The organism is Burkholderia sp. RF2-non_BP3 (assembly GCF_001522185.1).
GTDB lineage: Bacteria > Pseudomonadota > Gammaproteobacteria > Burkholderiales > Burkholderiaceae > Burkholderia > Burkholderia diffusa.
The window spans coordinates 123362-148948 of sequence record NZ_LOSU01000043.1 but is presented as its reverse complement, the minus strand read 5'-3'; the positions used below and the strand labels follow the sequence as shown (position 1 = coordinate 148948).

The 25587-nt window shown below is 66.6% G+C and carries 24 protein-coding genes and 1 pseudogene; 13 read left to right on the top strand and 12 right to left on the bottom strand.

The genetic code is table 11. The features are described from left to right. Window positions 1-265 precede the first annotated feature (265 nt). Both WS45_RS22595 and WS45_RS22590 read right to left on the bottom strand, forming a co-directional pair. The gene (locus WS45_RS22595; RefSeq protein WP_059690614.1) at window positions 266-589 is read right to left on the bottom strand and encodes an AzlD domain-containing protein; all 324 of its coding nucleotides are present in this window, start codon (window positions 587-589) and stop codon (window positions 266-268) included. Next, entirely contained in the window at window positions 586-1341 is a 756-nt protein-coding gene (locus WS45_RS22590) for an AzlC family ABC transporter permease (protein ID WP_059690615.1), read from the bottom strand. The genes WS45_RS22595 and WS45_RS22590 overlap by 4 nt, the downstream gene beginning before the upstream one ends. A gap of 205 nt (window positions 1342-1546) precedes the next feature. Here WS45_RS22590 and WS45_RS22585 point away from each other — a divergent pair, with 205 nt between their 5' ends. From WS45_RS22585 to WS45_RS22560, 6 genes are all read left to right on the top strand, one after another. After that, the gene (locus WS45_RS22585) at window positions 1547-2470 is read left to right on the top strand and encodes a branched-chain amino acid transaminase (protein WP_059447778.1); all 924 of its coding nucleotides are present in this window, start codon (window positions 1547-1549) and stop codon (window positions 2468-2470) included. A gap of 50 nt (window positions 2471-2520) precedes the next feature. Beyond that, window positions 2521-2715, top strand: a complete 195-nt coding sequence (locus WS45_RS22580; RefSeq protein ID WP_006749970.1) for a zinc-finger domain-containing protein — start codon at window positions 2521-2523, stop codon at window positions 2713-2715. Window positions 2716-2852: 137 nt separating this feature from the next. Continuing rightward, the gene (gene waaF, locus WS45_RS22575) at window positions 2853-3890 is read left to right on the top strand and encodes a lipopolysaccharide heptosyltransferase II (RefSeq protein ID WP_059527997.1); all 1038 of its coding nucleotides are present in this window, start codon (window positions 2853-2855) and stop codon (window positions 3888-3890) included. A gap of 115 nt (window positions 3891-4005) precedes the next feature. Then, a complete protein-coding gene (locus tag WS45_RS22570) occupies window positions 4006-4452 on the top strand; it encodes a nuclear transport factor 2 family protein (protein ID WP_006749968.1) in 447 nt (148 codons plus the stop codon). A 33-nt stretch (window positions 4453-4485) separates the two neighbouring features. After that, the gene (locus tag WS45_RS22565) at window positions 4486-5523 is read left to right on the top strand and encodes a hydrolase (RefSeq protein WP_059528000.1); all 1038 of its coding nucleotides are present in this window, start codon (window positions 4486-4488) and stop codon (window positions 5521-5523) included. Continuing rightward, the gene (locus tag WS45_RS22560) at window positions 5516-6121 is read left to right on the top strand and encodes a DUF2946 family protein (RefSeq protein WP_059701762.1); all 606 of its coding nucleotides are present in this window, start codon (window positions 5516-5518) and stop codon (window positions 6119-6121) included. The genes WS45_RS22565 and WS45_RS22560 overlap by 8 nt, the downstream gene beginning before the upstream one ends. A gap of 31 nt (window positions 6122-6152) precedes the next feature. Here the strand turns inward: WS45_RS22560 and WS45_RS22555 are convergent, their stop codons facing one another. Further along, a complete protein-coding gene (locus tag WS45_RS22555; protein ID WP_059701761.1) occupies window positions 6153-7847 on the bottom strand; it encodes a M48 family metalloprotease in 1695 nt (564 codons plus the stop codon). Between the two features lie 275 nt (window positions 7848-8122). On the opposite strand from WS45_RS22555, the gene moaC reads away from it, so the two are divergent. The 6 genes and pseudogenes from moaC to WS45_RS22525 form a co-directional block, all read left to right on the top strand. Continuing rightward, a complete protein-coding gene (gene moaC / locus WS45_RS22550) occupies window positions 8123-8611 on the top strand; it encodes a cyclic pyranopterin monophosphate synthase MoaC (protein ID WP_059528009.1) in 489 nt (162 codons plus the stop codon). 217 nt (window positions 8612-8828) lie between these two features. Next, window positions 8829-11516 (top strand): type VI secretion system Vgr family protein, encoded by a 2688-nt coding sequence (locus WS45_RS22545; RefSeq protein ID WP_059701759.1) that lies wholly within the window; start codon window positions 8829-8831, stop codon window positions 11514-11516. Further along, window positions 11509-12378, top strand: a complete 870-nt coding sequence (locus tag WS45_RS22540; RefSeq protein WP_059690619.1) for a hypothetical protein — start codon at window positions 11509-11511, stop codon at window positions 12376-12378. The genes WS45_RS22545 and WS45_RS22540 overlap by 8 nt, the downstream gene beginning before the upstream one ends. 79 nt (window positions 12379-12457) lie before the next feature. Then, on the top strand, window positions 12458-13609 hold the full coding sequence (locus tag WS45_RS22535) for a WD40/YVTN/BNR-like repeat-containing protein (RefSeq protein WP_059701757.1): 1152 nt from the start codon (window positions 12458-12460) through the stop codon (window positions 13607-13609). A gap of 100 nt (window positions 13610-13709) precedes the next feature. Further along, window positions 13710-14987, top strand: a complete 1278-nt coding sequence (locus WS45_RS22530) for a WD40/YVTN/BNR-like repeat-containing protein (protein ID WP_082722001.1) — start codon at window positions 13710-13712, stop codon at window positions 14985-14987. 169 nt (window positions 14988-15156) lie between these two features. Continuing rightward, window positions 15157-15432, top strand: a pseudogene (locus WS45_RS22525) (hypothetical protein); the annotation flags it as partial. An 83-nt stretch (window positions 15433-15515) separates the two neighbouring features. On the opposite strand, the gene WS45_RS22520 reads toward WS45_RS22525, so the two are convergent. The 9 genes from WS45_RS22520 to recA form a co-directional block, all read right to left on the bottom strand. Further along, the gene (locus WS45_RS22520) at window positions 15516-15866 is read right to left on the bottom strand and encodes a TonB family protein (protein WP_059528021.1); all 351 of its coding nucleotides are present in this window, start codon (window positions 15864-15866) and stop codon (window positions 15516-15518) included. A gap of 410 nt (window positions 15867-16276) precedes the next feature. After that, on the bottom strand, window positions 16277-18055 hold the full coding sequence (locus WS45_RS22515; protein ID WP_059701753.1) for a PglL family O-oligosaccharyltransferase: 1779 nt from the start codon (window positions 18053-18055) through the stop codon (window positions 16277-16279). A gap of 165 nt (window positions 18056-18220) precedes the next feature. Further along, the gene (locus tag WS45_RS22510) at window positions 18221-18817 is read right to left on the bottom strand and encodes a pilin (RefSeq protein ID WP_059701751.1); all 597 of its coding nucleotides are present in this window, start codon (window positions 18815-18817) and stop codon (window positions 18221-18223) included. 97 nt (window positions 18818-18914) lie between these two features. Further along, a complete protein-coding gene (locus WS45_RS22505; protein ID WP_059690625.1) occupies window positions 18915-19619 on the bottom strand; it encodes a TerC family protein in 705 nt (234 codons plus the stop codon). A gap of 158 nt (window positions 19620-19777) precedes the next feature. Beyond that, window positions 19778-20659, bottom strand: coding sequence for a succinate--CoA ligase subunit alpha (gene sucD, locus WS45_RS22500; RefSeq protein ID WP_010090788.1), 882 nt, complete (start codon window positions 20657-20659; stop codon window positions 19778-19780). A 64-nt stretch (window positions 20660-20723) separates the two neighbouring features. Next, window positions 20724-21890: an ADP-forming succinate--CoA ligase subunit beta gene (gene sucC / locus WS45_RS22495; protein ID WP_059528034.1), complete on the bottom strand. Its 1167-nt coding sequence runs from the start codon at window positions 21888-21890 to the stop codon at window positions 20724-20726. A gap of 68 nt (window positions 21891-21958) precedes the next feature. Next, window positions 21959-22567, bottom strand: coding sequence for a DUF2889 domain-containing protein (locus WS45_RS22490; protein ID WP_059528036.1), 609 nt, complete (start codon window positions 22565-22567; stop codon window positions 21959-21961). A gap of 146 nt (window positions 22568-22713) precedes the next feature. Then, window positions 22714-23583, bottom strand: a complete 870-nt coding sequence (gene recX / locus WS45_RS22485) for a recombination regulator RecX (protein ID WP_059701749.1) — start codon at window positions 23581-23583, stop codon at window positions 22714-22716. After that, window positions 23583-24656, bottom strand: coding sequence for a recombinase RecA (recA, locus tag WS45_RS22480; protein ID WP_059465716.1), 1074 nt, complete (start codon window positions 24654-24656; stop codon window positions 23583-23585). The genes recX and recA overlap by 1 nt, the downstream gene beginning before the upstream one ends. 190 nt (window positions 24657-24846) lie before the next feature. Between recA and WS45_RS22475 the strand changes: the two genes are divergently transcribed. Further along, window positions 24847-25575: a response regulator transcription factor gene (locus tag WS45_RS22475; RefSeq protein WP_059528042.1), complete on the top strand. Its 729-nt coding sequence runs from the start codon at window positions 24847-24849 to the stop codon at window positions 25573-25575. The last annotated feature ends 12 nt before the right edge of the window (window positions 25576-25587 follow it).

The window sequence follows — 25587 nt, the reverse complement described above, 5'->3', positions numbered from 1 at the left end:
GTAGTGGATGGGGAAAGGGGGTTCACGCTGGACGTGCGCGGGCTGCCGCGAAAGGGCGCCGGATGCGGCCGTGGCTGGCGGTTCGCATGACGCGCACGGGCAAAAAATCTCGAACGGGCATTCTAGCCGATCCATCCGGCAGACTGACCCGTGCGGCGGCGAATTCCGCCTATTTGGGATCGCGCGCGGCCGTCGACACATTTCCGCAACGCAACAATATGGACGCGCCAGCGGCCGGCGCCCGGCGGGCGGCCATGGCGATTCGTCAGAAGATCAGCCGCAGCGCGGTGAAGACGAGCATCCCGACGATGATCGTGCCGAGCATGCTGCGCCGCCACAAAAACCAGCCGAGACCGGCCAGTGCGGCGTAAAACGGATGGTTGGACAGCGCGAACGACAGCCCGGTCGGCGTTTCGAGCACGTCGGGCAGCACGACCGCGACGAGCGCGGCGGCCGGCGCGTAGCGCAGCGCACGCTGCGCGCGCTCGGGCAGCACGGTGCGTTCGCCGCCGATCAGGAACAGCGCGCGCGTGACGGCCGTGACGATCGTCATCCCGACGATCACGATCCAGATTTCCGTCGCGCTCATTCGATTTCCTTTTCGTGCACGGTTTCGGTGCGGATGCGGCGCCAGTCGGCGCGTTCGACGAAGAAATCGGCCGTGCACCCGGCCGCGAGCGCGGCCAGCACCGCGATCGGCAGCGCGAGCCGGTACGGCAGGTCGAACGCGATCAGCGACACGATGCCCGCGACCGCGACGGCCGCGAGCGTCGAGCGGTTCGCGACCGCCGACACCATGATCGGGAGCAGCGCGAGCGTGCCGGCCAGCTCCAGCCCCCAGCTCGCGGGAAAGAAGCTCGCGAGCAGGATGCCGGCGAGCGACGACACCTGCCACGACGCCCAGCTCGCGAGCGCCATCCCCCAGAAATACGCCTCCTTGCCCGGCACGTGGCCGTATGCGAAGCCCTGTTTCTGGAACAGCAGATAGATCACGTCGCCGTTGAAATAGCCGATCGCGAGACGCCGCCACAGCGGCAGGTAGGAAAAATGGGGCGCAAGCCCGGCGCTGAAGATCACGAAGCGCATGTTGACCATCGTGGCCGTGAGCAGGATCGTCCAGATCGGCAGCTTCGCGACGAGGAGCGGCAGCACCGCGAGCTGCGACGAGCCCGCGTAGACGAAGATCGACATCGCGCTCGCCTGCCCGAGCGTCATCACCGACTTGCTCATCGCGACCCCGGTGACGAGCCCCCAGGACAGGATCGCCATCAGTGTCGGGGAATAGTCGCGCGCGCCCTGGATCAGCGCGAAGCGGTCGGTGGCGGAGAATCGAGCGAGCATGGGAAGCGGGCCGCGGCGGGCGGTTCGTCGGGCCGCCGGCGCCTCCTGCCGGTACGACCCGTCGTTATTGGAATCGGTACCGGGCGATTATAGCGCCGGCCCCGTGCCGACCGACCGGATCGCCTTCAAATGACGCTAAAATAAGCGTCTTTCCGGCTCAATGCTGCACACAACCCGCTGCACAACTGCTTCCCAGGAGAATCCTATGTCAATGGCCGACCGCGACGGCAAGATCTGGATGGACGGCAAGCTGATCGACTGGCGCGACGCCAAGATCCACGTCCTGACCCATACGCTGCACTACGGCATGGGCGTCTTCGAGGGCGTGCGTGCGTACAAGACGGCCGACGGCAGCACCGCGATCTTCCGTCTGCGCGAGCACACCAAACGTCTGCTGAATTCGGCGAAGATCTTCCAGATGGACGTGCCGTTCGACCGCGAAACGCTCGAAGCCGCGCAGCTCGAAGTCGTGCGCGAGAACAAGCTCGAGTCGTGCTACCTGCGCCCGATCATCTGGGTCGGCTCGGAAAAGCTCGGCGTGTCGGCGAAGGGCAACACGATCCACGTCGCGATCGCCGCGTGGCCGTGGGGCGCGTACCTCGGCGAGGACGGCCTCGCGAAGGGCATCCGCGTGAAGACGTCGTCGTTCACGCGCCACCACGTGAACGTGTCCATGGTGCGCGCGAAGGCGTCGGGCTGGTACGTGAACTCGATCCTCGCGAACCAGGAAGCGACCGCCGACGGCTACGACGAAGCGCTGCTGCTCGACGTCGACGGCTACGTGTCGGAAGGCTCCGGCGAGAACTTCTTCCTGGTGAACAACGGCAAGCTGTACACGCCGGACCTGTCGTCGTGCCTCGACGGCATCACGCGCGACACGATCATCACGCTCGCGAAGGACGCCGGCATCGAGGTGATCGAGAAGCGCATCACGCGCGACGAGGTCTACACGGCCGACGAAGCGTTCTTCACGGGCACGGCCGCCGAAGTCACGCCGATCCGCGAGCTCGACAACCGCACGATCGGCAGCGGCGCGCGCGGCCCGGTCACGGAAAAGCTCCAGTCGGCATTTTTCGATATCGTGTCGGGCAAGAACGCGAAGTACGCGCACTGGCTGACGAAGGTCTGAGTGCGCTGCGCCACCGACCGCCCCACAAAAGAGTGATAAGAGAAAGTCTCATGAGTGAAATCAAGGAAATGCCACTGGTCGAGCTGACGGCCAAGGATCTCCCCGCCTACTGCCCGAACCCGGCCATGGCGCGCTGGAGCGCGCACCCGCGCGTCTTCATCGACGTGTCGCACGGCGAGGCACGCTGCCCGTATTGCGGCACGCGCTACAAGCTGCGCGACGGCGAGGTGGTCAAGGGCCACTGAGCCCTGGCCGGGCCCGCGGGCCCGCCGCACGCGAGGCGGCGCAGCCGGAACTCCGGCGCGCCGCCCTTTTCCTGTTCTGACAACCCGAACGCGGTGCATGCGCGCCGTGCTTCATTACGACATCGGAAGTCGACCTGATGCGTCGAGCGCTGGTTATCGCACCGAACTGGATCGGTGACGCATTGATGGCGCAGCCGCTTTTTGCGCTGCTGAAAAAGCTCCATCCCCGCATCGCGATCGATGCCGTCGCGCCCACCTGGGTCGCGCCCGTGCTCGAGCGGATGCCCGAGATCCACGATGTCTACGCGACCGACCTCGCGCACGGCAAGCTGCAGCTGCTGCGCCGCTGGCAGCTCGCGACCGACCTGCGTGACGTCGGCTACGACGCGGCGTACGTGCTGCCGAATTCGCTGAAATCCGCGGTGATCCCGTGGCTCGCGAACATCCCGCTGCGGATCGGCTACACGGGCGAGCACCGCTACGGCCTGCTGAACGTGCGGCACGCAAACCCGGACAAGTCGGCCGAGCGTCCGCCGATGACGACCCACTACGCGGCGCTTGCGTATGCGCCGGGCGCGAAGCTGCCCGAGTCGATGAAGACGCTGCCCGCGCCGCGCCTCGACGCCGACCTGAACGAGACGGCGCGCGTGTCCGCACGTTTCAATCTCGATACGCGCAAGCCGCTCGTCGTGTTCTGCCCCGGCGCGGAATACGGCCCGGCCAAGCGCTGGCCGCCCGAGCACTTCGCGACGCTCGCGACCATCGTCCACCAGTCGTTCCCGTACACGCAGATCGTCGCGCTCGGCTCGCAGAAGGACGCCGCCGCCGCGCAGGCGATCGCCGACCACGCGCCGAACGTGCGCAACCTGTGCGGGCAGACGTCGCTGTCCGAGGCGTGCGCGCTGATCGCGCGCGCGAACGCGGTCGTGACCAACGATTCGGGGCTGATGCACGTCGCGGCCGCCTTGCGCCGGCCGCTCGTCGCGCTGTACGGCTCGACGGATCCGCGCCACACCCCTCCGCTGTCGGAGCTGGCGAAGGTACAATGGCTGCATCTCGAATGCAGTCCCTGCTTCGAACGCGAGTGTCCGCTCGGCCATCTGAACTGCCTGCGCCAACTCGGTCCCGAGCAGGTATTCGGCGATTTGCGCGGCATGCTCGTCGGGCAGCGCTGACCCTGGCCGGCAGCGTCGCACGACGCGCCGGGCAATCCGATTCACCGGTGTACGGCGGCCCCATCCGGGCCGCCGTGCTGAATACGGCGCGCGACGCGCGCGAGAGATAACCCCGATGCCACGTTTTGCCCGCCTTTTCGAAGCCGCTGCCGATACGCTGAACGCTTACTACCAGGCCGTCGCCGATGCCAATCTCGACGCGCTGCTGGGGTTGTGGATCGACGAGGACTTCGCCAGCTGCGTCTGGGCCGACGGCGAGCATCTGCACGGCCTCGACCAGATCCGCAGCGGGCTGGCGAACCGCCTCGCGACGCGTCCCGTGACGATCGAGCCGCTCGACATCCGCGTATACGATAGTCTCGGCACCGTCGTCTACACGATCGCCGAGGCGCATCAGCAGGCCGACCTGACGGCCGAACCGGACATGGTTTTCGCCACGTACGTGATGATTCACGAACGCGGCGAGTGGCGCATCGCGCATATTCACGCGAGCCCGATTCCCGAACAAGCGGCCGGACAATTCGCCGCGAAGATCCGTCACGGGCAGGGTCCGCTGCACTGACGAAGAACGAAGCAACGCATTAGCGGGGCGATCATGAGTACGGCTTCTCCGCCCACCTCGCCGCTGACCGGGGCCCCGGCCCCCGACGACGATTCATTGCGCTATCGCGCACCGCGCTGGCTGCCGAACAGCCATGCCCAAACCATCGTGCCCGCGCTGTTCGCACGGCGTCCGGCGGTCGCGTACCGACGAGAGCGATGGGAAACCCCCGACCACGACTTCATCGATCTCGACTGGGTCGCGCATCTCGACAGTGCCGCCCCGGCGCCCGACGCACCGCTGTTCGTGCTGTTCCACGGCCTCGAAGGCAGTTCCGGCTCGCATTACGCGCTGGCGATGATGGCCGCCGCGCGCGCGAAGGGCTGGCACGCGGTCGTCCCGCACTTTCGCAGCTGCAGCGGCGAGCTCAACCGGCAGCCGCGCTTCTACCATCTCGCCGACAGCGCCGAGGTCGACTGGATCCTGCGCCGGCTCGCCGCGCAGCATCGCGGGCCGGTCGTCGCGGCCGGCGTGTCGCTCGGCGGCAATGTGCTGCTGCGCTGGCTCGGCGAGCACCGCAGCGACACGTCGATCGTGCACGCGGCCGCCGCGATCTCGACGCCGATCGACGTGCACGCGGGCGGCCTCGCGCTGTCGCAGGGCTTCGCGATGGTCTATACGCGCAGCTTCCTGAAGACGCTGAAGCGCAAGGCGCTCGCGAAGCTCGACCAGTATCCGGGGCTGTTCGACCGCGACGCGATGCTGCGGGCCGTGACGATGCGCGACTTCGACGAAGTCGTGACCGCGCCGCTGCACGGCTTCGCGGACGCCGACGACTACTGGACCCAGGCCACGACGCGCCCGCTGCTGCCCGCGATCGACGTGCCGACGCTTATCCTCAACGCCCGCAACGATCCGTTCCTGCCCGAATCCGCGCTGCCGAGCGCCGCCGACGTGTCGCCGGCCGTCGAGCTCGACCAGCCCGCGGACGGCGGCCACGCGGGATTCATGACCGGGCCGTTCCCCGGCCGCCTCGACTGGCTGTCGGCGCGGGTGTTCGGCTATTGCTCGAAATTCGTCGACCATGGATGACATCGTCAGGCAGGCCCTCACCAAGTGGCCGAACGTGCCGCACTGCACCGGCTGGCTGCTGCTCGACCGGCGCGGCGAATGGCGGCTGCGCGACGACGCCGCGCAGGCCGCGGGAGCGCTCGGCTCGCCGGTCCGGCATGCGGCGCTGAACGCGTTCATCGGGCGCAACTACGACTGCGACGCGCACGGCCAGTGGTTCTTCCAGAACGGGCCGCAGCGCGTGTACGTCGAGCTCGCCTATACGCCGTGGGTCGTGCGCCTGGCCGAGCGCGACGGGCAACTCGCGCTGGCCGACCAGACCGGCGCGCCGTTCGAACCGGACGCCGCGTGGCTCGACGACGCGGGCGGCGTGCTGTTTCGCGCGGCCGGCTCGCCGCCGCGCGTCGCGGCGCTGCACGACCATGACCTCGGCCTGTTCGCCGATCACGCGGACTTCGACGCGACGCCGCCCGTGCTGCGCTGGCGCGACGGGCGCACGCTGTCGCTCGGCAACCTCGCCTGCGCCGACGTGCCGGCGACGTTCGGCTTCGTCGCGAGTCCCGCGCAGCGGGCGCGACGCAGCTCGCCAGATGGCCGCGACGGCAGCGTCGAAAGCTGACGCACAACCCACCCTGCCCGCCTGACGGCCGTTATCCGCGACCGTTCTTCTCGTCCTCGCGCTCTTCCTTGTAGCGCGCCTCGAATTCCAGCAGCCGCGCGCCGATGATCGACTGGTCGTAGAACGACACGTCCTTCGCGTCGCGCGCCTCCTTCAGTTGGCGTATCGCCGACGGCCACGCGCCGTCGAGCGCCAGCTTCTCCGCGAGCGCGCGGCGCCGCGCGAGCACGTCGCCCCGGCCGTCGCTCGCCTTCGCGAGATAGTCCCACCAGTCCGGCTGCTCGGGATCCGCCTGCGCCTCCGTGCGTGCGAGCGTCTGTGCTTCGGCGAAGCGGCGCGCGGCGATCAGCGCCTGCAGGTGCGCGACGATCGCCGCGTGCGATGCCGGCCAGCGCCGCTGCGCGAGCGCCGCGCGCCGCACCGCGTCGTCGGTCCGGCCCGCGCGGCGCGCGATGTCGGCGGCGAGCACGTCGAGGCTCGGCGAACTCGTCTCGGGATCGTCCGCGCGCCGCTCGCGTGCGTCGAACGCGGCACGGGCCGACACGAGCGCCTTGTCGGCCGCGTCGTACTGGCCGAGCAGCAGGTTCGCGAGCGCGATCCCGTATTCGTTCGCCGCGACGTTCGGCGCCGTGCGATCGTCGAGCTCGAGCTGCATCCGGCGCGCCTCGGCCGCGATGTCGTTCGGCGCGCGATTCTGCAGAATGCGCAGCCGTGCGCGCACGAAGCCGTATTCGGCCGACTGGCGCGGCTGCCGATATGGCGCGCGGCGTGCGCGATCTTCCATGTCGGCGATCCGTTCGCCCGTCAGCGGGTGCGTACGCGCATAGGCCGGCACGCCCGCGTCGCCCATCGACGCGCGCTCGAGCCGTTCGAAGAAGCCCGGCATCCCGTACGGGTCGTAGCCGGCGCCGGCGAGCAGCTGGAACCCGACGCGATCGGCCTCGCGCTCCGCCGACCGCGAGAAGCGCAACTGGTTGTCGACCGCGTACGCCTGCCCGCCCATCGCGATCGCGCTGCCGAGATCGCCGCTGCGCGCGAGCACGCCCGCCAGCACGCCGAGCAGCATCGTCGCGAGCGCCGTGTAGCCGGTCTTCTCGTTCGCGCCGATCATCCGCGCGATGTGCCGCTGCAGCACGTGGCCCATCTCGTGGCCGACCACCGATGCGAGTTCCGACTCCGTCTGCGTCGTGACGACCAGCCCGCTATTGACGCCGATGAAGCCGCCCGGCATCGAGAACGCGTTGATCTGCGGATCGCGCACCGGGAACAGTTCGAAATCCGGCATGTAGCCGCCGATGTAGCGCGCGGCCGCCGCGGCCGCGAGCCGCTTCGCGATCGCGTTCAGGTAGTCGCGCGCGAGCCAGTCGTCGAGATAGTCGGGATCGCGCCGCACCTCGCGCATCACGCGCTCGCCGAGACGCCGTTCGGCCCGCGGCGTGAGCGAACCGCCGGAGCCGTCGCCGAGGTCGGGCAGCTCCAGCGCGCGCAGCGGTGCGCGCAGGCTCGCGACGGGTGCGGACGCGCCGTCGGCGCCGGAAAACCGGCTCTCCGCGCCGCCGTAGGTGCCGAATACGCCGGTCGCGATGCCGGACGGCACCGTGGAAATCGACGGCGACGCGCCTGCCGCCGGCTCGAGCGGCAGCGCGGACGTGCGCTGTGCGTGGCCACTCGGCGGCAGCACGAGCGCCGCCGACAGCAACACGGCAAGCAACTGTTTGACACGCATGGCAGGATGAAAGCGACGCCGTCCCGCGCGCCGGGCGCGCATCGCGGCGTTTGGTCTGAATATTCGGGTCATTGTACCGGCGACATCGCGACTGTCCCGCGCGGCAAATGCGCCATCTGCGCGCTTGGCGCCGCGAAGGCCACTGCTATGATAGGCGCCCGTTGAAACGTTGGATCGGATCGGGGTGCGGATACGGGATTCGGCGCCCCCGGCCGATCGCGAAGCCGGATCGAGGGACGTGCTCGCGCGCGCACTCCGTTCCACTGGAGCAAGACATGTCAGGACTCACCCATTTCGACGCCGCGGGCCACGCACACATGGTCGACGTCGGCGGCAAAGAGGAAACGCAACGCATCGCGATTGCGCGCGGCACGATCCGGATGCTGCCGGCGACGTTCGCGCTGATCCGCGACGGCAAGGCGAAGAAAGGCGACGTGCTCGGCGTCGCGCGCATCGCCGCGATCCAGGGCGCGAAGCGCACCGCCGACCTCATTCCGCTGTGTCATCCGCTCGCGCTGACGCGCGTGGCCGTCGACTTCGAACTCGACGACGCACTGCCGGGCGTGCACTGCGTCGCGCAGGTCGAGACGTTCGGGCGCACCGGCGTCGAGATGGAAGCGCTGACTGCCGTGCAGGTCGGGCTGTTGACCGTGTACGACATGTGCAAGGCGGTGGATCGCGGGATGGTGATCACCGACGTGAGCGTCAGGGAGAAACGCGGCGGGAAGTCGGGGGACTGGAAGGCGGAGGACGCGGCGGGCTGAGCGGCCCAGGGGCGGTCGGTCGGGCCCGGTACGACCCACGCCCGACCGTCGTTCGACTGCATGACGTGCGCGGCCTCCCCTGTCAGGCCAACGCGCTGACCGTATTTGAAATATCGTTGAAAGGCAAATTCGAGATAACTGCCGTTTATCTCATACAATTACCGGATTCCGCACGGGAGAGCGTGCGACCCAGCACAAAAAAAAGCGAGCACGGGTGATGAATTCGCAAGCATTGAGAAACGCGCTGCAGGCCGGGCCGATCCAGGACGAACGACTCGTCAAGCTGGAGACGCCGCTCGGCCCTGACGTCCTGCTGCCCCATCGCGTCAAGGGGCGATCGCGGCTCGGGCGTCATTTCGAGTTCACCGTCGACGCCGTGTCGGTGTCCGACGGTATCGAGCTCAAGAAGCTGATCGCGCAGCCCGTCACGCTGCGGATCCAGCAGGCCGACAAGTCGTACGCGCCGCACCACGGGTATGTGCATGCAGCCCGCCGGCTCGGGTCGGACAGCGGCCTCACGCACTACCAGATCGTCTTCGCGTCGTTCCTGCACTTCCTGAAGTTCCGCCGCGACCAGCGCATCTGGCAGGACAAACCCGCCGACGAGATCATCGCCGACGTCCTGAACCAGCACCCGCAAGCCAAGGGCTGCTTCGACTTCAGGCTCCACCGGCCGCTTCCGTCGCGCTCGTTCTGCATGCAATACGAGGACGACTGGAACTTCGTGCACCGCCTGCTGGAATCGGAAGGCCTGTACGGTTTCTGGGAGCAGGCGCAAGACGGCAAGTCGCACAAGCTCGTCGTCGTCGACACGATCGACGCGCTGCCCGCGCTGTCGCCGCAGACCTTGCGCTTTCATCACGCCGGCGCACACGACGAGGCCGACACGCTCGTCCAGTTTTCCGGCACGCGCACGCTGCGCAGCGTCGAGCGCACGACGCGCACGTTTGACTACAAACAGCCGCCCACCGCGTCGAATCCGAAGGCAACCCACACGCCGACGATCGCGAACCAGGGCGACCTGCCGCAGCAGCTCGAAGTCTACGAATTCACCGGCGCCTACACGTACCCCGAACAGTCTCGCGGCGACCATCTGTCGAAGATCTGGATGGAGGAGCAGGAGTCGCTTGCGAAGCGCTTTCACGGCATCGGTGGCGTCCGGCGCATGGAGGCGGGACGCACGTTCGAGCTCGCCGATCACCCCGAACACGACAAGGACGATGCCGGCCAGCGCCGCTTCGCCGTGATCGAGACGGTCTGGCGCATCGCCAACAACCTGCCCGTGGGCGATCGGCAGGCCAGGTTCCCGCATAGCCTGCAGACCGAAATCGACGATCTTGTGCGGGCCGGCGGCGCGGACCTGCCGCACGTCCGGCATCCGGACGGCAGCGAGGGCATTTTTCAGGTCAGCATCGAAGCGCAGCGCACGACGGTGCCGTTCCGCAGCCCGTTCGAACATCCGAAGCCGCCGATGCATCTGCAATCGGCGATCGTCGTCGCGCCGCAAGGCGAGGAAGTCCATACCGACGAACTCAACCGCATCAAGGTCCGCTTCCACTGGGATCGCCTCAACGACGGCGACGAGAAGGCCTCGTGCTGGCTGCGCGCCGCCGCGTCGGATTCGGGCAATGGCTATGGTGCCGTTCACCCTCATCGCAGCGGCGAGGAAGTGCTGGTCGATTTCCTCGGCGGCGACTGCGATCGTCCGATCGTCGTCGGAAAGCTGTACAACGGTGCGACCCGTCCGCAATGGCACAGCAACGGGATCCTGTCCGGATACCGGTCCAGGGAATATTCGGGCGCAGGCTTCAACCAGCTGGTGCTCGACGACGCGACGTCGCAGAACCGCGTGCACCTGTACAGCAGCCAGGCAAACACGCACCTGCACCTGGGCTACCTGATCGACCATACGGGCAACGACCGCGGCAGCTATCTCGGCAGCGGCTTCGACCTGCGCTCCGACGCATTCGGCGCGGTTCGCGCGAACCGCGGCCTGTACGTCACGACGCATCCGAAACAGCCGGCGAGCCAGCCGCTCGACGTGAAGGAAACGCAAGAGCAGCTCGTCAGGGCGGAAGGTCTGATGGAAGCGATGTCCGAGGTCAGCGCGCAGCATCAGGGCGAGTCGCTCGACGCCGGCCACTCGGCGCTGAAGCAGTTCAGCGACGCGACGCAGAACAGCGTGAGCGGCAGCGCGTCGGGCGGGCGAACCGGCGGCGGCGGAACCGGCAGCGCCAATGCGTTCAAGGAACCCGTGATGCTGTTCGGCAGCCCGGCCGGCATCGCGCTGTCGACGCAGCAATCCGTGCAGTTCGTCGCGGACCGTCACGTCAACCTCGTCAGCGGACAAAGCACGCACGTCGCTGCCGGGAAGTCGCTGATCGCGAGCGTCCTCGACCGGATCAGCCTGTTCGCGCAGAACGCAGGCATGAAGCTGTTCGCCGGCAAGGGCAAGGTGGAAATCCAGGCGCACGCGGACAACATCGAACTGACTGCGCAGAAGGCGCTGAAACTGGTGGCGGCCACGCAGTCGATCGAAGGCGCGGCGGCGAAGGAAATCCTGCTGACGTCCGGCGGCGCCTACATCCGCATCGCGGACGGCAACATCGAGGTGCACGCACCCGGCAAGATCGACATCAAGGGCGCGCAGCACGTGTTCAACGGCCCCACGCACCTGTCGCAAACCCAGCCGACGTTGCCGAACTCGAGCGGCAACTACGACCAGGCGTTCATCGCGCACTGGGCCGGCACCGACATTCCGGTCGCGAACACGCGATACCAGATGTTCTCGAACGGCGCGCTGATCTCGGAAGGCGTCACCAACGCGGCAGGCGAGACGGGGCTCACGCAGAGCCACGTGCCGCATGACGTCATCGTCAAGTTCTTAGGGAAATCGAATGGCTGACGTGCAACAGAAGGACAACGTGCTGGGTACCGGCGCGGGGATGCTGACGCCGACGGGGTACAAGGATCGGCCGAAGGTGGCTATCCAGATCTGCGACAAGCATGTTACGCCGGCACCGAAATGGATCGTCGGCACTTGTCCGTTCTACTATCGGCCACTTCACGGCGCCTATCTGGAGACGGTCGAAAAGGTCAGCATGTCGAGCATTTGGTCGACCATCAAGGGCTTCGCGCTATCGTGGGATCCGTGGACCGACTCCGATGTTGCGCACAAGCTCCTGCACCGGCGCGAGCGATTAATAGAGCCGGAGAGTTCGGATTCCGACTGGTCGCGGCATGGAAACTTCATGATGCGTCATGTCGGATGCGGGCATAAGCCGCCCGATTACTACATCAGCTACGGCTACTACTACTGTTCCGACTATGGAGCGAATCTCTACCCTCGACTCAGCCCCCAGGGGAAGGCGTGGTTGAACAAAGCGAGGAAGCTGCTTCAGGTCAACATGGAAGACGGGCTGAATCAAAACATGATGGGCAATACGATCCAGATGGCCAGCCCAACACCGGGAAACGGTGGCGTCGATATGACGTGGCCGCAGTTCGAGCTGGAAATGAACACCGAAAAGTTCAAGGAATTCGCATTCAAGACGCACCCGATGGCTTATCTGGACGGCGGGCTGGCGGACCTGCCGATCATGGATCTCGTCAGGATCGGGACACGTCCAAACATTCAGGAATGGGGCGACGGCAGAACGTGGGGACAGGCGCGCGATTCGGCCATTCCCGTTCTCAGGAACAAGGCCGAGGGGTGGGACGTCGACGATCCGGTCGGCAAGGCGCTCGGAAGGCTGCTGGTGAAGTGACATGCAAATGGGAAAACGATGGCTTTGGGTCGCGGGATGCGTTCTTGTTCTCCCGATCGCTATTTACGGATACACGGAAATGACTTCAGGGTGGGAAACGGTATCGACCGAATTCATGCGCAACGACAAGCCGTACGGGGCAGGCGCATTTCGCGTGCAACGCAACGACTTCATGTCGCTGAAGGTTGCGAGACCGGAGCTCAGGTTCAAGCCGGAGAGCGAACAGAAGAGTCCTGACGTCGCGGAATTCGCCGAACCCTGGATGGACGATTCGAACCAGCGGCTGAACCGGTCGACGGTCAGTTTCCTGCGCGGCACGCTGGGCGGTAGCGTCGCGCGCCACTTCCAGCAACCGGGCCAGACCGCTTCATGGTGGTACACGCCTGACTGGCAGGTCCTGTACGTCAGTACCGGCTGGATGGACTACGCGGCACCGCGTCCCGGTGACGGGGCTTCGCCTCAGACAACCAGGCTCTGGAAGTCGAGCGATGGTGGCCAGCATTGGTCCCAGCTGGAATGGGCGGCCGACCGCAACATCAATCGCTTGCTGTTCATCGATGCGCAACGGGGTTATGCGATCGGCTGGGGGCCACACGTATGGCGCACGGCCGACGGCGGGCAATCGTGGCAGGAAATCAAGCTGCCGCCCGGTGCCACCATCCCAAGCAAGCCGCGCCGGACTTTCGACGGTACCAATCTCGGTCCCGACGGTGTACTACGCATTGCATGTCAGATCGAAGACGCCGAGCATCCGCAACCGATGACAGTTGTGTGGCGGCTCGCGTGGAGTCAGCAGGACTTCGTCCGGGAAGCGGTGCTTCCCGGACAGGTTATCGTCAGCCTCGAATCGCCGCCGGCACCCGCCCGGGATTACGCACTGTATGCGTTGTCGCGTACAAACGGCGAATCCGGCAGCGGTCGTGGTACGGGCGTCGTTTCGACCTGGACCAGTGAGCACCCCGACCACATCCGGGCGCTACATGCGTTTGACAGCCCGCTGACGCTCAACGGACTGAGCGCGGGTCGCAACGGCGTCCTGTTGGTCCACGCGACCGACCCGAACACCGCGAACGGCGGTGGCGCCCCGATCGACCTGACGATCAGCAGCACAGACGGCGGAAAGACGTGGCGGCAGACCACCGACAAGGCCTCACAGGGCGGCTACTTCGACCCACAAACGAACACGCTCTATTCAGTGTTCGCCTATACGCTGCGCAAACGGCAATTCTGATCGCCGCCCGACGCCTTTGCCGCGGGCCGCGTCCGCAGAATCGGACGAGGTCCACGGCACGGCCAGCCACATGATCCCTGTATCGACTTCAGCCAGTCCCATGCGCAATCGATCCCGACTGAAGCGGCTGGCCGCCGTCACGATCGGAAGCATCGTACTGATTCTGCTGTACGAAAACTCCGGCCCCCGATGGGAAACCGTTTCGTCGCAGATCACCTGGCCCGACCCGCCGACAGGTATCGGTGATTTCTACATCACCGGCAACGAAATCATGTCGCTCACGATCGCCGATCCCGTGGTAACGCTGAAGCCTGCGGACGAGTGGAAGAATCCGACGGTTGCCGAACCCACCGAACCATGGATGAACAATGCGGCGGAAACCCTCAATCGGCGGACCGCGAATTTCTTCCGCGGCACGCTCGATCGCGGACTGCAGCGCGTCTTTCAAGCGCCCGGCCAGCACATCGCGTGGTGGCATTCACGAGATGGCCATGTCCACTTGATCAGTGTCGGCCGGATGAACTATACGTCGCCGCGCCCCGCTGACGACTTCATCTGGCAGCAAACCCGTGTCTGGAAATCGCTCGACAGTGGCCGCCATTGGTCGCAACTTGAATGGCACGAGGACGAAGACATCGATCAGCTCCTCTTCATCGACGCACGGCACGGCTACGCGATCGGCCGGGGCCCGGCCGTCCGGCGAACATCCGACGGCGGCGAGTCCTGGCAGCGGATTGCACTACCGCCGGATGCAATGGCCCCCGGTAGCCCCTGGCGCAATTTCAACGCAGTGAACCTAGGCCCCGACGGCGCCCTGCGAGTTGCTTGCCATGTCAAACGGTCGGCCACGGCCCCCGCTCGCAGCGTCGTATATCGGCTCGCGCCGGATCAGCAGACGTTCGTTCCCGATACCGTCCTGCCGAACCAGACCGTCATCCGTCTCGCGTCGACACCGGCCACGACCGGTGGTTACGCGCTTTACGCACTGTCTCTCCTCGACGACGAGAGCGGCGGCGATACCGATCCCGATCGAGCACGCCGGCCCGGCGTGCTTTCAACATGGGCAGACACGCACCCCGAGCGAGTCCGACAAGTGACCACGTTTGACAGGAAGCTCATCCTGAGCGACCTCGACGTGGGCCGCGACGGCCTGTTGCTCGTCTATGCGACCGACCCCAGGCAGGCAATCGATGATCCCCCGGTCCCTCTGCTGGTCAGCAGCACTGACGCAGGCAGGACCTGGAAACAAAAAGTCGACGAGATCGTCGATAACAGCCGGTACTTCGATCAGGATACGAACACGCTCTATTCGCTGCTCGATGAAAGACTGGAGAAACTGTCGTTCCCTGTCCGAATGACCACTGCCTCACACGACTGAATCCCCTCGCGACGCCCGCAGCTCCATTCGATGAACAAATCGCTGCAGCGCGCCGCACTCGTGCTGTGTGCGTTACCGTATCGCCCACCGTCTTCGCCGCCAGCCCCTGCCCCGCCGACACTGCCGTGCGCGCCGCCGTCGACGCGCAACACCGCGTGCAACAAGTCCGCAATCCGCGGCCGCCGCGGCGGCGCTGGATGACCGAGAGGCGTTCCACGCCGCAAGCAACGCTGCCGATACCGGGTTCGCGTCCGGCCCCGTGCGCGGCTGCTGTGACAGCAAGGATCGCTTCGAGGTCGAACTGGATCTGACCGGCGAGGACGGAAACACGGTGGCGCGGCGCTATGCGCTGATGCGCCAGGAGCGCAACGGGTTCACGATGCTCGGGCTGCGCAAGGCGGCCGAGCCGGCTTGTCACGGGGCAAATCTGATGCCGCAGCATTGAACCGCGGCTGCGCACAGCGGCGGAGAAGAAACGACAGCGAGCAGCTGGCGCGACGCCGCATGACCGGCAGCGCCGGCCGCCCCTCACTCACCGCGACGCGGCTCGAACACGAACGGTTGTGTCAGCAAGAACGGATTCGCGGTCGCGCCCGTCTGCGTACAGGTGGCGTGCGTCATCGCTTCGACTGCCGCGCGATCCGCGGCCGTGTTGCGACTGCTCGTCGTGATCGTGACGTTCTGCGCTTCGCCCGACGTCGTCATCAGCGCGCGCACGAGCACGGTGACGGGGCGCGTGAGCGGCTTCGCGCTATCCGGATAGACGGCACGCGGAATGTGGCACGTCAGCTTGCTGTCCTGCGACGACGACATCATCGCGCAGCCGGAAAACAGCATGGCGACAGCGGGCAGGATCAGGTAGGTCGAGCGAATAGTCATGGTCGAATATCGTTCTTCAACACTGTTCTGGAGGAGCGCCGCACGCCGGCCGGTTTCGTCCGGGATGCAACGCATTGCGCCGCGGCCCTCGGACCGGCGCCCCGTGACGGCCGCGCGACCGATGGCTGACCGGTCGCGATCCTGCTTGGCGGCTCCCGGAGATCCGGGCGCTGCGTTCGCGCCGGGCGGCCCACACCGGGCGACCTTGCCTGCGTACGCTTTCGCGCATTGTGCACGCGCCACCTCGCGCGTGGCGGCGATTTGACAATGGTTGACGCGAATCCCGCCGGATTCGGCGGTGATCCATTCCCCGAGGGAAGCAATCGCCGCACCGTCCCGTGCCGCCATCGCTCGCCTGCCTCACCGCGATCCGACCAGCGCCGGGATTCCCCGCCCGGCGCCGCGCGGCGTCACTCGGAATCGTCGTCCGAGTCGTCGTCGTCCGCGTTGGCCGGGACTTCCCCGTACTTCGCGACGACGGCCGCCTTGAACGCTTTCAGCTCCGGCTGCTGATCGCACAGCTTGTACAGCGACGCGAGCTGCTGCGGCCAGTCCTTCAACTCCTTCGCGAACACATGCAGGCGCGCGACCGTATCGAGCGCGTCGGCTTCGCGACCGGCCAGCGCCTGCAGCACGGCATAGCGGCGCAGCACCGTCTCGCCGGGCAGCAGCGCGATCGCGCGCTCATGCGCAACGAGCTTGAGCGGCAGGTTGTCCGGCGAAATCGCCAGCAGCGTGGCCGCCCCGTAGTCGCCCCACGCGCCGAACAGCAGCGACGGCGCATCGCGGTACTGTGCGGCCGGATCGCTGCCGTAATACAGCACTTCCGCGCGCTGGTAGTCGCGCAGCACGGGCACCGCCGCCAGCACGCCGCCGAACGACAGCACCGCGAACAGCCCGAACGCCGCGCGGCCCGGCAGGATGCGCAGCGGCTTCACCTCGAGCAGGCCGATCACGAACATCGCCGGCAGCAGGAAGAACAGGTACTGCTGCGGATATTCGACGAGCGCATGCATCAACAGGATGCCGATCAGCGCGAGGCCGAACACGCGCGTGCTCGATTGCGGCGCGCGCACCGCGCGCACGAACCATGTCACGAGTGCAACGACGAGCACGCCGAGACCGACGAGGCCGGACTTCGCGAGCAGGTCGATGAAGATGTCGTGCGAGTTGTTCGCGATCTCGACACCGCCGAGCGTGCGCACGAGCGCGAACTGATGCGACGGGAACTCGCCCCAGCCGACGCCGAGCACCGGATGCTCGCGGAACATCGCGAGCCCGTACTTCCACAGCGCGAGGCGCGGCGCGATCTGCCCCGCGTCGCGCATCCGGTCGGCCGCCGACTCGGCGAGCCCCAGATGGAAATGCACGTTGGCCCAGCGCACCGCGACATTCACCGCGACGAAGGCCACCGCGAGCGCGACCGGGATCACCCATGCGCGGCGGTTGCCCGGCGCGCGGCGCGACTCGAGCCACGCCATCCAGAAACCAGCGACGACCAGCACCGCGACCTGCAGCCACGGGCCGCGCGACACCGTCAACGCGAGCCCGACCGACAGCACGATCGACAGCGCGAGCCATGCCCATACCGCGAGCCGGCGCGTCTGCACCAGATACAGCGCGCCCGCGAGCGCGAACGCGATGTAGGTCGCCAGGTGGTTCGCCTGCGCCATGTTGCCGTACGGACGGCGATCGACCGCGATGTTGTACACCACCACGAACGGCGACACTGCGGATTCGAGATGGAACAACTGCACGACCTGGCTCGCGACCGCGAGCATCCCGCCGAGCAGCAGCGCGCCGGACATCATGCGCGCGGCGGCTTCGGCGAGCCCCTCGCGCGCGAGCGTGTAGCCGGCCTGCATCGCGACCAGCGCGGCGGCCAGATAGCCGACCGCCAGCCAGTTCATCGACGGCACCTTCAGCGGCATGAGCGCGACCTGCGCGATCAGCACCGCCGCGAACCCGAGCGGCGCGACGAACGCGGCCGGCGCGGCGAACGGCTCCGCCGGGCGGCCCGTGCGTGCAAGCAGCACGACGGAGAGACCCACCAGCAGATACAGCACCAGCGCGGCAAACTCGGAATAGAAGGTCGGGATCGGATACGTGTGATTCGTGATCGAGTACGGCACGATCAGGGCGACAGCCAGCGCAACGAGCGGCAACGAACGGGAAAAAGTAGAAGGCATGAGCGAACCGGATGTCAGCAACCGGCGCACTATACAAAACTTTCCCCCCTCTGTGCGGCCCCGTCGCGCCATCACCCATGCCGCGGAGCGGGCGCAGCCGGCCGGCAGGCACGGCGGGCGCCGCGCCACGCACGCGGCCACGGACTTGCCGGCATGCCCCCGGCACTACGCGCGGCACTCCGCCGGCGCATATTGCGCGGGCAACGTCGCGGCTTCCGCCGGCAACGGGCCCGCGCCCGGCGCCGGGAGCGACGACGCAGACTTCCCGGCGGCAAAACACTCCCACGCGATCGCGCCCGCCTGCATCGCGCCCTTTTTCAGCGGCACGCGCGTGGTCGGCGTGTCGGCCTTGTCCGCGGCGGACGGCACCAGGACGAGCGTATTCGCGCCGGCCGCGGCGACGCGGGGGGTGAACGCCACCGTGATCTGGCCGGTGTCGCCGTCGATGGCGACGGATTCGACGTTGCGGGTGGCGGCCGGCGGGCTATAGCCGCCGTCGAGGCTCGCGCCGCTCGCGGCGTTGTCGGCCACGGCGAGCCGCGCGGACGAAGCGAGCGCGAGCCCCTCGCCGACACGCGACCGCGCGAGGTAATCCTGGTACGCGGGAATCGCATAGGCCGCGATCACGCCGACGATCGCGAGCACGATCATCAGCTCGATCAGCGTGAAGCCGGCCGGCCGCCAGCGCGGCACCGGCCGGCTCGCGCGCCGCAGATCGGCGGCGAGGCGACGGAACAGGGAAACGGAAAAGGCTTCGAACATGACTGGCTCCGGAAACGAAAAACGCCTGCCGAATCAGGCAGGCGTTTCGATCGTAGCCAGCGGGCCGCGGCCCCGGCAGTCGGCCGGACGGCCAACGTCAATGCGCGTGCGAGGCGCTGCGGCGGCGCCGGAGCGTGTAACCGGCAGCGACGACGAACAGCGCGCCCGCGATGCTCGCGCCGTAGATCGCCGCCGGCGTATCGAGCACCGGCCAGCGATCGCCGACCGGGTCGTGCACCATCAGCCCGCCGGCGATCCAGCCCAGCAGCCCGGCGCCGAGCGCCACGACGATCGGAAATCGGTCGAGCAGCTTCAGCACCAGCGTGCTGCCCCACACGATGATCGGCACACTGACGACGAGCCCGAAGATCACCAGCGCCAGACGGTGCGACGGATCGGCCTGCTCGGCCGCGCCGGCGATCGCGATCACGTTGTCGAGGCTCATCACGGCGTCGGCGATCACGATCGTCTTCACCGCGTCCCACAGCCGGTCGGCCGGCTTCACGTTGTCGTGCGCGCCGGCGTCGGGTGCCATCAGCTTGACGCCGATCCACAACAGCAGCAGGCCGCCGCCGAACTTCAGGAACGGCACGTCGAGCAGCACGACCGCGAACGCGATCAGCGCGACGCGCAGCAGGATCGCGCCGGCCGTGCCCCACACGACGCCGCGCAACCGCTGGTTGGCCGGCAGGTTGCGGCACGCGAGCGCGATCACGACCGCGTTGTCGCCGCCGAGGAGGATGTCGATGATGACGATCTGAAACACCGCGCCCCAGTGGAGCGACGTCAGGAATTCAAGCATGAGCGGTATCGGGTGCGGGGCAACGGCTGTCGGACAGGCGCGCCGGGTGAATGCCGGGACATGCATCGCGCATGCCCGGGGCTTACAAATTCATTGCGCGAGCATAACAAAAAACGCCGGCGAGGCCGGCGTTTTTTGCAGGACGAACCACGCGGAAATTACAGCGCCTTCTTCAGCAGACGGCCCATTTCCGACGGGTTGCGCGTGACGGTGATGCCGCACGCTTCCATGATTTCCAGCTTCGCTTCGGCCGTATCCGCACCGCCCGAGATCAGCGCGCCGGCGTGGCCCATGCGCTTACCCGGAGGCGCCGTGACGCCAGCGATGAAGCCGACGACCGGCTTCTTCATGTTGTCCTTGATCCACTGAGCGGCGTTGGCTTCGTCCGGACCGCCGATTTCGCCGATCATCACGACCGCATCCGTATCCGGATCGTCGTTGAACATCTTCATCACGTCGATGTGCTTCAGACCGTTGATCGGGTCGCCGCCGATACCGACTGCCGACGACTGGCCGAGGCCCAGTGCCGTCAGCTGAGCAACCGCTTCATACGTCAGCGTGCCCGAACGCGACACGACGCCGATGCGGCCCTTGCGGTGGATGTGGCCCGGCATGATGCCGATCTTCAGTTCGTCCGGCGTGATCGTGCCCGGGCAGTTCGGCCCGAGCAGCAGCGTCTTGCGGCCTTCGCGACGCATGCGGTCCTTCACTTCGATCATGTCGCGAACCGGGATGCCTTCCGTGATGCAGATCGCGAGATCCAGATCGGCTTCGACCGCTTCCCAGATCGCAGCGGCTGCGCCTGCCGGCGGAACGTAGATGACCGACACGGTCGCGCCGGTTTCGGCCTTCGCTTCCTTGACGCTCGCGTAGATCGGAATGCCTTCGAAGTCTTCGCCGGCCTTCTTCGGGTTCACGCCCGCGACGAATGCTTCGCGGCCGTTTGCGTATTCACGGCAGGCGCGCGTATGGAACTGACCGGTTTTGCCGGTAATGCCCTGCGTGATGACCTTCGTGTCCTTGTTGATCAGAATCGACATGTATTTTGACCTCTGTTCGATTGGCGTCGCGTATCTGCCGCGCCGCCATGCGTATTCGATAGCGTTACTTGCCTTCGGCAGCCGCGACGACCTTCTGCGCAGCCTCTTCCATGCTGTCCGCCGAGATGATCGGCAGGCCCGAATCGGCCAGCATCTTCTTGCCGAGGTCCTCGTTCGTGCCCTTCATGCGCACGACGAGCGGCACGTTCAGGTTCACGGCCTTCGAACCGGCGATCACGCCTTCCGCGATCACGTCGCAGCGCATGATGCCGCCGAAGATGTTCACGAGGATCGCCTTCAGGTCCGGGTTCTTCAGCATCAGCTTGAACGCTTCCGTGACCTTCTCGGTCGTCGCACCACCGCCGACGTCCAGGAAGTTCGCCGGCTCGCCGCCGAACAGCTTGATCGTGTCCATCGTCGCCATCGCGAGGCCTGCGCCGTTCACGAGACAGCCGATGTTGCCGTCGAGCGAGATGTACGCGAGGTCGAACTTCGACGCTTCGATTTCAGCCGGATCTTCTTCGTCCAGGTCGCGGTACGCGACGATTTCCGGGTGGCGGAACAGCGCGTTCGAGTCGAAGTTGAACTTCGCGTCGAGTGCGATGACCTTGCCGTCGCCGGAGACGTTCAGCGGGTTGATTTCAGCCAGCGATGCGTCGGTTTCCCAGAATGCCTTGTACAGGCCTTGCAGGATCGCGCGCGCTTGCGGAATCGAAGCAGCCGGCACGCCGATCTTCGCGGCGAGGTCGTCGGCCTGCGCGTCCAGCAGGCCCGTCGACGGCTCGACGATGACCTTGTGGATCAGTTCCGGGTGCTTTTCGGCGACTTCTTCGATGTCCATGCCGCCTTCGCTCGAACCCATCAGAACGATCTTTTGCGACACGCGATCAACGACGAGGCTGACGTACAGTTCCTGCTTGATGTCGGCGCCTTCCTCGATCATCAGGCGGTTGACCTTCTGGCCTTCCGGACCGGTCTGGTGCGTGACGAGCTGCATGCCGAGGATCTGGTTCGCGTATTCGCGAACCTGCTCGATCGACTTCGCCACCTTCACGCCGCCGCCCTTGCCACGGCCACCCGCGTGAATCTGAGCCTTCACGACCCACACCGGGCCGCCCAGCTCTTCTGCCACCTTGACGGCCTCTTCAACCGAGAACGCCGGCTTGCCGCGCGGTACCGCGACTCCGAATTTCCGCAGGATTTCCTTACCCTGGTACTCGTGAATCTTCATGCGTGATTCCCTTCAGTCTGAGAGTTGGATGAAATGTCGCTTAAGACGCTTCTTCGAATGATTTCCGTTCATTCCTTCGTGCTGCCCTCACCGGGCAAGTCCGGCCGGTTCGTGCCATACCAGCGCGGGTAGTACTGCCGCACGACCTCGCCGTCGAACCGCAACGCCCGGCAGCGGCCGAGCTGGAAAGGCGGTTCGGCGTGCTCGCCGTCATGGTCCGGTCCTTCGCCTCCCTCCTCGCGCACGTTCCATACGTCACCGGCGAACGCCTGGATCGCTGCCGTCGGCAGCACGGCGCACAGTTCGGTGAGATGGGAACAGCCTGCGACGCCGGCGAGCAGCCGGTTCGCGTTGCGGCGGAAATTGCGGAAGAGATTGAGCCCGATGAGGGCCCGGTAGGCGGGAGGGGCGGATTGACAGTGACCGGGATAGGGAACCCACTCCGAAGACGCTTCGGCGTCGACGACATTGAGGTCACGATCGATAGTCACGCGCAGCCAGAGTTCGTGGATCGGCAGGCCTTGGGGCCGGATGCCCGACGCAAGCGCGACATCGCGCGGCTTGTGGTCGGTCAGGCAGGCTTCGATGTCCCACAAGCCGTCGCCGCGCTCGTAGGCTTCCGCTCGGATTGCGCGTCGATGTCGCAACTGACGGGGCACGGGCTCGGATAGCGGCATGCTGGAGGTTGAGGCCGAAGAGGAAAACCCGTGGATTTTAGCATATTGGGTATTTGAGGCATCCGGCCGCGACGGCGGGTATTCCCGCCTGTCCGGAAACGGTTGCGTTGCAGCAAAATCGCGCGCAGCGCGCGCGACCGAACCGGTCAGTCGTCGATCGGGAAATCGTCGCCGACCTTCAGCAACTTCACGATGGTCGAGCTCGAGAAGCCGCGCGCGGCAAGGAAGCGCGCCTGCTTCGCGCGCTCGGCGGGCGTTTGCGGCAGTGCACCGAATTTCTTGCGCCACACGGCCTGCGCGCGTGCCCACTCGGTCTCGCGCAATTGCGCATTCACTTCCTCGACGAGACTGTCGCCGACCGCATGACGCTTCAGTTCGCTGACGATGCGTGCGACGCCGACGCGCGATGCGCGGCGATGCACGAGACTCTCGGCAAAGCGCGCGTCGGACAGCCAGCCTTCCTTTTCCAGTGCATCGAGCACCGGCTCGACGGATTCGTCCTCACCGACGTACGGTGCGAGCTTGCGCGCGAGTTCGGCCCGGCTGTACTCGCGCCGGGACAAATAGCCGAGCGCGCGGCCCTTCAGCGAACGCGGCGGTTTCGACGACTTGCGCTCGGCGGCACCGGATGCGTCGTCTGAAGCAGTGCCGGCGGAACCGCCGGACGCACGGCGCGTGCGACGCGGATGCTGGCTACTGCGCGTATACACATCTTCCTTGACCGACGCAGACGCATCGGCCGCGCGCTCGCCCGGAAAGCTGACACCGGACACGCGACGGCGCGACCGGTCGTGCGCGTCGAACGATTCGTCGTCGTCGAACGGATCGACCGGCGCGGTCATCTCAAACGAAACGAGGGCATCCTCGGATGCCCTCGTCGCGGTGCGGGTCGCGGCACGACTGCCCGCGCTCCGCCGGTTGGCCCCCGAGGATTCGGCTTGCCGGCCGGAGCGACCCGCCGTGTCGGGCGCGTCGCTCGGTTCCGGTTCGCCAGCCTGACCTCGGCGCCCGACCATCACTCTTCTTCGTCCATCGCCTCGGCTTCGTCGAGCCCTGCACCATCCGGCATGGCGGCAACGCCGAGCGATTCGCGAATGCGGTTTTCGATCTCGCGCGCGATTTCCGGATTCTCGCGCAGGAATTCACGTGCGTTGTCCTTGCCCTGGCCGATCTTCTCGCCGTTGTAGCTGTACCAGGCGCCTGCCTTGTCGACGATCTTCGCCTGCACGCCGAGATCGATGATCTCGCCCTGACGCGAAATGCCCTCGCCGTACAGGATGTCGAAGATCGCTTCGCGGAACGGCGGCGACACCTTGTTCTTGACGACCTTCACGCGGGTTTCGTTGCCGATCACCTCGTCGTTCTTCTTGATCGAACCGATGCGGCGGATATCCAGACGCACCGACGAGTAGAACTTGAGCGCGTTGCCGCCCGTCGTGGTTTCCGGGTTGCCGAACATCACGCCGATCTTCATCCGGATCTGGTTGATGAAGATCACGAGGCAGTTCGTGCGCTTGATCGTGCCCGTCAGCTTGCGCAGTGCCTGCGACATCAGGCGAGCCTGCAGGCCCGGCAGCGAATCGCCCATCTCGCCTTCGATTTCAGCCTTCGGCACGAGCGCCGCGACCGAGTCGATGACGATCATGTCGATCGAACCCGAGCGCACCAGCGCGTCGGTGATTTCAAGCGCCTGCTCGCCGGTGTCCGGCTGCGAGATCAGCAGCTCCGGCACGTTCACGCCGAGCTTCGCCGCATATTGAACGTCGAGCGCGTGCTCGGCGTCGATGAAGGCTGCCGTGCCGCCCAGCTTCTGCAGTTCGGCGATGACCTGCAGCGTGAGCGTGGTTTTACCGGACGATTCCGGACCGTAGATCTCGACCACCCGGCCGCGCGGCAGGCCGCCGACGCCGAGCGCGATATCGAGACCCAGCGAGCCCGTGGAGACGACCTGGATGTCTTCGGCCGCTTCGCCGTCGCCCATCCGCATGATCGATCCCTTGCCGAACTGCTTCTCGATCTGCGCGAGTGCGGCCGCCAGCGCCTTGCTCTTCTCGGCGGTCATCCCGGAGCCCTTCTTGCTATCTTCCATGAATCGTCCTTTGCTATGATGAGCAGCGTCTGTCAGAGGCGCGCCCGCTTTCAAGCGCTGCCCACGAATGCAGACACTGTATAAAAAAACAGTGTTTTATGCAAGCCCGCAATGCAGGCTGCGTTGTACACGGATAACTTCGGAGACAGCCGCGCCGGCGCGAACGCCCCGCCGGCCATCGGTCAGCAACATGCGAATTCTCATCGCCGAAGACGACAGCATACTCGCGGACGGCCTCACCCGGTCACTCCGCCAATCGGGCTATGCCGTCGACCACGTGAAGAGCGGCGTCGAGGCCGATACCGCGCTGTCGATGCAGTCCTTCGACCTGCTGATCCTCGATCTCGGGCTGCCCAAGATGTCCGGGCTCGACGTGCTGAAGCGCCTGCGCGCGCGCAATTCCAATCTCCCCGTGCTGATCCTGACCGCCGCCGACAGCGTCGACGAGCGCGTGAAGGGGCTCGACCTCGGCGCGGACGACTACATGGCCAAGCCGTTCGCGCTCAACGAGCTCGAGGCGCGCGTGCGCGCGCTGACCCGGCGCGGCGCGGGCGGCGGCCCGACCGTCGTGCGCCACGGCTCGCTCGCGTTCGACCAGGTCGGCCGCATCGCATATGCGAACGACCGCGTGCTCGATCTGTCCGCGCGCGAGCTCGGGCTGCTCGAAGTGCTGCTGCAGCGCATCGGCCGGCTCGTGTCGAAGGAGCAGCTCGTCGACCATCTGTGCGAATGGGGCGAGGAAGTCAGCAACAACGCGATCGAAGTGTACGTCCACCGGCTGCGCAAGAAGATCGAGCCGAGCGGCGTGCGGATTTCCACCGTGCGCGGCCTCGGCTACTGCCTCGAGAAAGTCGCGCCCGCGGCGCCGGCCGACTCGCCCGCGCCCCAGTCCGCGGCGGCCGGCACGCCGCTGCGCTGAACCCGGCCGTCG

Coding starts and splice junctions, on each gene's coding strand:
- WS45_RS22505 (WP_059690625.1), bottom strand. CDS start 19,619: ATGCTTGAATTCCTGACGTCGCTCCACTGGGGCGCGGTGTTTCAGATC.
- WS45_RS22545 (WP_059701759.1), top strand. CDS start 8,829: ATGAATTCGCAAGCATTGAGAAACGCGCTGCAGGCCGGGCCGATCCAG.
- sucD (WP_010090788.1), bottom strand. CDS start 20,659: ATGTCGATTCTGATCAACAAGGACACGAAGGTCATCACGCAGGGCATT.
- sucC (WP_059528034.1), bottom strand. CDS start 21,890: ATGAAGATTCACGAGTACCAGGGTAAGGAAATCCTGCGGAAATTCGGA.
- WS45_RS22560 (WP_059701762.1), top strand. CDS start 5,516: ATGGATGACATCGTCAGGCAGGCCCTCACCAAGTGGCCGAACGTGCCG.
- recA (WP_059465716.1), bottom strand. CDS start 24,656: ATGGAAGATAGCAAGAAGGGCTCCGGGATGACCGCCGAGAAGAGCAAG.
- WS45_RS22590 (WP_059690615.1), bottom strand. CDS start 1,341: ATGCTCGCTCGATTCTCCGCCACCGACCGCTTCGCGCTGATCCAGGGC.
- WS45_RS22585 (WP_059447778.1), top strand. CDS start 1,547: ATGTCAATGGCCGACCGCGACGGCAAGATCTGGATGGACGGCAAGCTG.
- WS45_RS22570 (WP_006749968.1), top strand. CDS start 4,006: ATGCCACGTTTTGCCCGCCTTTTCGAAGCCGCTGCCGATACGCTGAAC.
- waaF (WP_059527997.1), top strand. CDS start 2,853: ATGCGTCGAGCGCTGGTTATCGCACCGAACTGGATCGGTGACGCATTG.
- recX (WP_059701749.1), bottom strand. CDS start 23,583: ATGGTCGGGCGCCGAGGTCAGGCTGGCGAACCGGAACCGAGCGACGCG.
- WS45_RS22595 (WP_059690614.1), bottom strand. CDS start 589: ATGAGCGCGACGGAAATCTGGATCGTGATCGTCGGGATGACGATCGTC.
- WS45_RS22475 (WP_059528042.1), top strand. CDS start 24,847: ATGCGAATTCTCATCGCCGAAGACGACAGCATACTCGCGGACGGCCTC.
- WS45_RS22515 (WP_059701753.1), bottom strand. CDS start 18,055: ATGCCTTCTACTTTTTCCCGTTCGTTGCCGCTCGTTGCGCTGGCTGTC.
- WS45_RS22555 (WP_059701761.1), bottom strand. CDS start 7,847: ATGCGTGTCAAACAGTTGCTTGCCGTGTTGCTGTCGGCGGCGCTCGTG.
- WS45_RS22540 (WP_059690619.1), top strand. CDS start 11,509: ATGGCTGACGTGCAACAGAAGGACAACGTGCTGGGTACCGGCGCGGGG.
- WS45_RS22565 (WP_059528000.1), top strand. CDS start 4,486: ATGAGTACGGCTTCTCCGCCCACCTCGCCGCTGACCGGGGCCCCGGCC.
- WS45_RS22580 (WP_006749970.1), top strand. CDS start 2,521: ATGAGTGAAATCAAGGAAATGCCACTGGTCGAGCTGACGGCCAAGGAT.
- WS45_RS22535 (WP_059701757.1), top strand. CDS start 12,458: ATGACTTCAGGGTGGGAAACGGTATCGACCGAATTCATGCGCAACGAC.
- WS45_RS22520 (WP_059528021.1), bottom strand. CDS start 15,866: ATGACTATTCGCTCGACCTACCTGATCCTGCCCGCTGTCGCCATGCTG.
- WS45_RS22530 (WP_082722001.1), top strand. CDS start 13,710: ATGCGCAATCGATCCCGACTGAAGCGGCTGGCCGCCGTCACGATCGGA.
- WS45_RS22510 (WP_059701751.1), bottom strand. CDS start 18,817: ATGTTCGAAGCCTTTTCCGTTTCCCTGTTCCGTCGCCTCGCCGCCGAT.
- WS45_RS22490 (WP_059528036.1), bottom strand. CDS start 22,567: ATGCCGCTATCCGAGCCCGTGCCCCGTCAGTTGCGACATCGACGCGCA.
- moaC (WP_059528009.1), top strand. CDS start 8,123: ATGTCAGGACTCACCCATTTCGACGCCGCGGGCCACGCACACATGGTC.